Source organism: Paracoccus versutus (assembly GCF_000763885.1).
Classification (GTDB): domain Bacteria; phylum Pseudomonadota; class Alphaproteobacteria; order Rhodobacterales; family Rhodobacteraceae; genus Paracoccus; species Paracoccus versutus.
The window spans coordinates 1-4,219 of sequence record NZ_JRKO01000118.1 but is presented as its reverse complement, the minus strand read 5'-3'; the positions used below and the strand labels follow the sequence as shown (position 1 = coordinate 4,219).

The following is a 4,219-nucleotide window of genomic DNA, read 5'->3' as shown; positions in this document are numbered from 1 at the left end:
GGATATGGGCATTTGGGAAACGGAAAGGGCCGGGCGGGGCCTTCGGCAGGGCCCGCCGGGGCACTGCGCCGCGGGCGGCTTGCCCCCGCGCGGCTTGCGCCTTATCCCTTGCCCTGACCGAGGATCGGGGATGCGATGGCGGACAGACTTCACAGGACGGCCAATCTGTTCGCCCGCATGTGGCGCGACTATCTGCGGCCCTACTGGGGCCGCATCCTGCTGGCGCTGCTGTTCCTGGTCATCGAGGGCTCGACCCTGGGCATGCTCAGCTGGATGCTGAAGCCGCTGTTCGACCGGGTCTTCGTCGGCGGCGACACCGATGCGATCTGGTGGGTCGGCGGCGCGATCTTTGGCCTGTTCCTGATCCGCGCCACCACCTTCGTCGTCAACCGCAGCCTGATGACCTCGGTCTCGCTGGCGGTCTCGACCTCGATGCAGACCGACCTTTTGCGCCATATCATGACCTTGGACGGCGGCTTCTTCCAGCAGAACCCCCCCGGCGCGCTGATCGAGCGGGTGCAGGGCGACACCATGGCGGTGCAGGGGGTCTGGACCACCTTCATCTCGGGCGCGGGGCGGGACATGGTCTCGCTGGTGTCGCTGTTCGGGGTGGCGCTGGCCGTCGATCCCTGGTGGACCATGGCGGCGCTGGTGGGGGCGCCGCTTCTGATCCTGCCGACGCTGGTGGTGCAGCGCTATATCCGGCGCAAGATGCGGCAGAACCGCGTCAACGCCAGCCAGCGCGCCACCCGGCTGGACGAGGTGCTGCACGGCATCAACGCCGTCAAGCTGAACCGGATGGAGGATTACCAGGCCGGCCGCTTTGCCCAGATCGTCACCCGCATCCGCCAGGCCGAGGTCAAGATGTCCGGCATCGGCGCCACCGTGCCGGCGCTGGTCGATGTCGTCACCGGCCTGGGCTTTATCGGCGTGCTGGCGCTTGGCGGTGCCGAGGTGACGCGGGGCGAGCGCACGGTGGGCGATTTCATGTCCTTCTTTACCGCCATGGCGCTGGCCTTCCAGCCGCTGCGCCGGCTGGGGGCGCTGACCGGCACCTGGCAGGTCGCCGCCGCGAGCCTGGAGCGCATCTATGCCGTGCTGGACCTGCGGCCGACCATCACCTCGGGCCCGCGGCGCGAGCCGCCGCCCGACACCACGATCCGCTTTCAGGACGTGCGGCTGGCCTATGCCAACCACCCGGTGCTGAACGGGCTGAGCTTTACCGCCGAGGCGGGCCGGACCACCGCGCTGGTCGGGCCTTCGGGGGCGGGGAAATCCACGGTCTTCAACCTGCTGACCCGGCTGGTCGACCCGGAATCGGGGCAGATCACCCTGGGTGGCGTGGCCTTGCGCGACTATGAGCTGGGCGTGCTGCGCGACCAGTTCTCGACCGTCAGCCAGGATGCGGCGCTGTTCGACGAGACGCTGCGCGAGAACATCCTGCTGGGCCACGACCAGGACGACGAGGCGCTGCGCCGCGCCGTCGTCGCCGCCCATGTCGCCGATTTCACCGACGCCCTGCCGATGGGGCTGGACACGCCTGCGGGCCCGCGCGGCTCGGCCCTGTCGGGCGGGCAGCGCCAGCGCGTGGCCATCGCCCGCGCCGTGCTGCGCAATGCGCCGATCCTGCTGCTGGACGAGGCGACCTCTGCGCTGGACGCGCAAAGCGAGCGGGTGGTGCAGCAGGCGCTGGACGAGCTTTCGGCCGGGCGCACCACGCTGGTCATCGCGCACCGGCTTTCGACCGTGCGGCAAGCCGACAAGATCGTGGTGGTCGAGGCCGGCAGGGTTGTCGAAGAAGGCAATCACGACCAGCTTATGGCCCAGGGCGGCGCCTATGCCGCGCTGGTCCGGTTGCAATTCGGAGAGGATTGATGCGGCGCATTCTGGCGGTTTCGGGCGAGGACCGGGTCGAGTTCCTGCAAGGACTGGTGACGAACAAGGTCGGCCCGGCGCCGTGCTGGGCGGCGTTGCTGACGCCGCAGGGCAAGTATCTGGCCGATTTCCTGGTCGTGCCCGAGGGCGAGCGGCTGCTGATCGACGTGGACGCGCGGCTGGCGGACGACCTGGCGCGGCGGCTGTCGATGTATCGGCTGCGCTCGAAGGTCGCGATAGAGCCGATGGATCTGGCCGTCGCCCGCGGCACCGGGCCGGCGCCGGCGGGGGCGATCGCCGACCCGCGGCACCCGGCGCTCGGCTGGCGGCTTTACGGCGCCGAGGGGGACGACGGCACCGACTGGGACGCCATCCGGGTCGCGCATTGCATTCCCGAAACCCTGGTCGAGCTGATCCCGAACGAGACCTTCATCCTGGAAGCCGGGTTCGAGCGCCTGCATGGCGTCGATTTCCGCAAGGGCTGCTATGTCGGGCAAGAGGTCACGGCGCGGATGAAGCACAAGACCGAATTGCGCAAGGGGCTGGTGACGGTCGGGATCGAGGGCGCGGCCCCCGCCGGCACGCCGATCCTGATGGCGGACGGGCGCGAGGCCGGCACGCTTTTCACCCAGTCCGGCGGCCGCGCCATCGCCCATATGCGCTTCGACCGCATGGGCGAGGGATTGACGGCGGGGGATGCCCGCATCATCCCGTGACCGGCCCGGCCGAGGAACGCGTCCGCCGCATCGTGCATGTGGACATGGATGCCTTCTATGCCTCGGTCGAGCAGCGCGACGACCCGGCGCTGCGCGGCAGGCCGGTCGCCGTGGGCGGCATCCAGCGCGGCGTGGTCGCCGCGGCCAGCTATGAGGCGCGGCGCTATGGCGTGCGCTCGGCCATGCCCTCGATGCGGGCGATGCGGCTGTGCCCCGACCTGGTCTTCGTGAAGCCGCGCTTCGACGTCTATCGCGCCGTCAGCCAGCAGGTCCGCGCGATCTTTGCCGAATACACCCCGCTGGTCGAGCCGCTGTCGCTGGACGAGGCCTATCTGGACCTGACCGATCACCTGGACGGCCGCACCGCCACCCGCATCGCGCAGGAAATCCGGGCGCGCATCCGCGCGGCGACGGGGCTGACAGCCTCGGCCGGGGTCAGCTACAACAAGTTCCTGGCCAAGCTGGCCTCGGACCAGCGCAAGCCCGACGGGCTTTTCGTGATCCCGCCCGAGGCCGGGGCGCAATTCGTGCAGGGCCTGCCCATCGGCCGCTTCCACGGCATCGGCCCGGCCACGGCGGCGCGGATGGAGGCGCATGGCATCCTGACCGGCGCCGACCTGGCCCGGCAGAGCCTGGAGTTCCTGACCGCGCGCTTCGGCAAGTCGGGCAGCTATTACTGGAACATCGCCCGCGGCATCGACACGCGCGAGGTCAAGCCCGACCGCATCCGCAAGAGCATCGGCGCCGAGAACACCTATTTCGAGGATCTGCGCCAGATCGCGGCGGCGCATGAGGCGCTGGCGGTGCTGGCCGACAAGGTCTGGCGCCATGCCGCATCGGCCGCGCGCCGGGGCCGCACGGTGACGTTGAAGGTGAAATACGGCGATTTCCGCCAGATCACCCGCGCGCGCTCGCTGCCGCGCCCGGTCGAAAGCCGCGACGAGATGCTGGAGATGGCCTGCGAATTGCTGGCCCCGGTCTTTGCCGATCCGCATGGGGTGCGGCTCTTGGGCATCACGCTGTCGGGGCTGGAAGAGGCGCGGCAGGACGAGCCGCCGCGCCAGCTGGGCCTGTTCGATCAGGCGTAAAGGTTGATCACCCCGACCTTCTGGTGGATGCCGTTCACGGTTTCCTTGTCGAGGCCGAGGCCCTGCGCCAGAGTGTGCAGGTATTCGGCCTCCTTGCGGTTGTCGAACTCGATCGCCATCAGCGACATCAGGTAGACCTGCGGGCCGAAGCCCTGCGGCACCTCGCGCGCCAGGGCTGCGGCATCGACCGGGGCGGCCATCTGTTCGCGGATGAAGGCGCGTTCCTCGTCGTCCAGCTCGCCGAACTCGGCCATCAGCTTGGCCTTTTCCGCCTCGTCGATCTCGCCGTCGGATTTCGCGGCCTGGATCATCGCCTTCAGCATCAGCCCGGCCAGCGCGTTCTGTTCCGGCGTGGGCGCGGTCGAGGGCTCGTCGCCGCTGGCCAGCGCCTCGTTGAAGAGTTCGCCGAAACTGGCGTCGTTCTGCGGCTGCGCGTCCTTTTGCGCCAAGCCGCCCCCGCCTTGCGGGGCCTGCCCCTGCGGCTGCTGGCCCTGCGGCTGCGCGCCGCGACCGCCCAGCAGGTCGCCCAGCATCCCGCCC

General features: G+C 69.9%; 4 protein-coding genes. 3 read left to right on the top strand and 1 reads right to left on the bottom strand.

Features of this window, described 5'->3' with window-relative positions; all coding sequences use genetic code 11:
* The first annotated feature begins 135 nt into the window (after window positions 1-135).
* Genes IT40_RS25840 through dinB form a run of 3 tightly spaced genes read left to right on the top strand, consistent with a single transcriptional unit; the run spans window position 136 to window position 3,679 of the window.
* On the top strand, window positions 136-1,875 hold the full coding sequence (locus tag IT40_RS25840) for an ABC transporter ATP-binding protein (protein WP_036761291.1): 1,740 nt from the start codon (window positions 136-138) through the stop codon (window positions 1,873-1,875).
* Window positions 1,875-2,591 carry a CAF17-like 4Fe-4S cluster assembly/insertion protein YgfZ gene (ygfZ, locus tag IT40_RS25835; protein ID WP_036761289.1) on the top strand — a complete coding sequence of 239 codons (717 nt, stop codon included), beginning with the start codon at window positions 1,875-1,877 and terminating at the stop codon, window positions 2,589-2,591. The genes IT40_RS25840 and ygfZ overlap by 1 nt, the downstream gene beginning before the upstream one ends.
* On the top strand, window positions 2,588-3,679 hold the full coding sequence (dinB, locus tag IT40_RS25830) for a DNA polymerase IV (protein ID WP_036761287.1): 1,092 nt from the start codon (window positions 2,588-2,590) through the stop codon (window positions 3,677-3,679). Before ygfZ ends, dinB begins: the two co-directional genes overlap by 4 nt.
* On the opposite strand, the gene IT40_RS25825 is transcribed toward dinB, so the two are convergent.
* Window positions 3,670-4,219, bottom strand: a 550-nt coding sequence (locus IT40_RS25825) for a DUF533 domain-containing protein (RefSeq protein ID WP_157034114.1), incomplete at its 5' end; no start/stop codon positions are given. The genes dinB and IT40_RS25825 overlap by 10 nt on opposite strands.

Coding starts and splice junctions, on each gene's coding strand:
- IT40_RS25840 (WP_036761291.1), top strand. CDS start 136: ATGGCGGACAGACTTCACAGGACGGCCAATCTGTTCGCCCGCATGTGG.
- ygfZ (WP_036761289.1), top strand. CDS start 1,875: ATGCGGCGCATTCTGGCGGTTTCGGGCGAGGACCGGGTCGAGTTCCTG.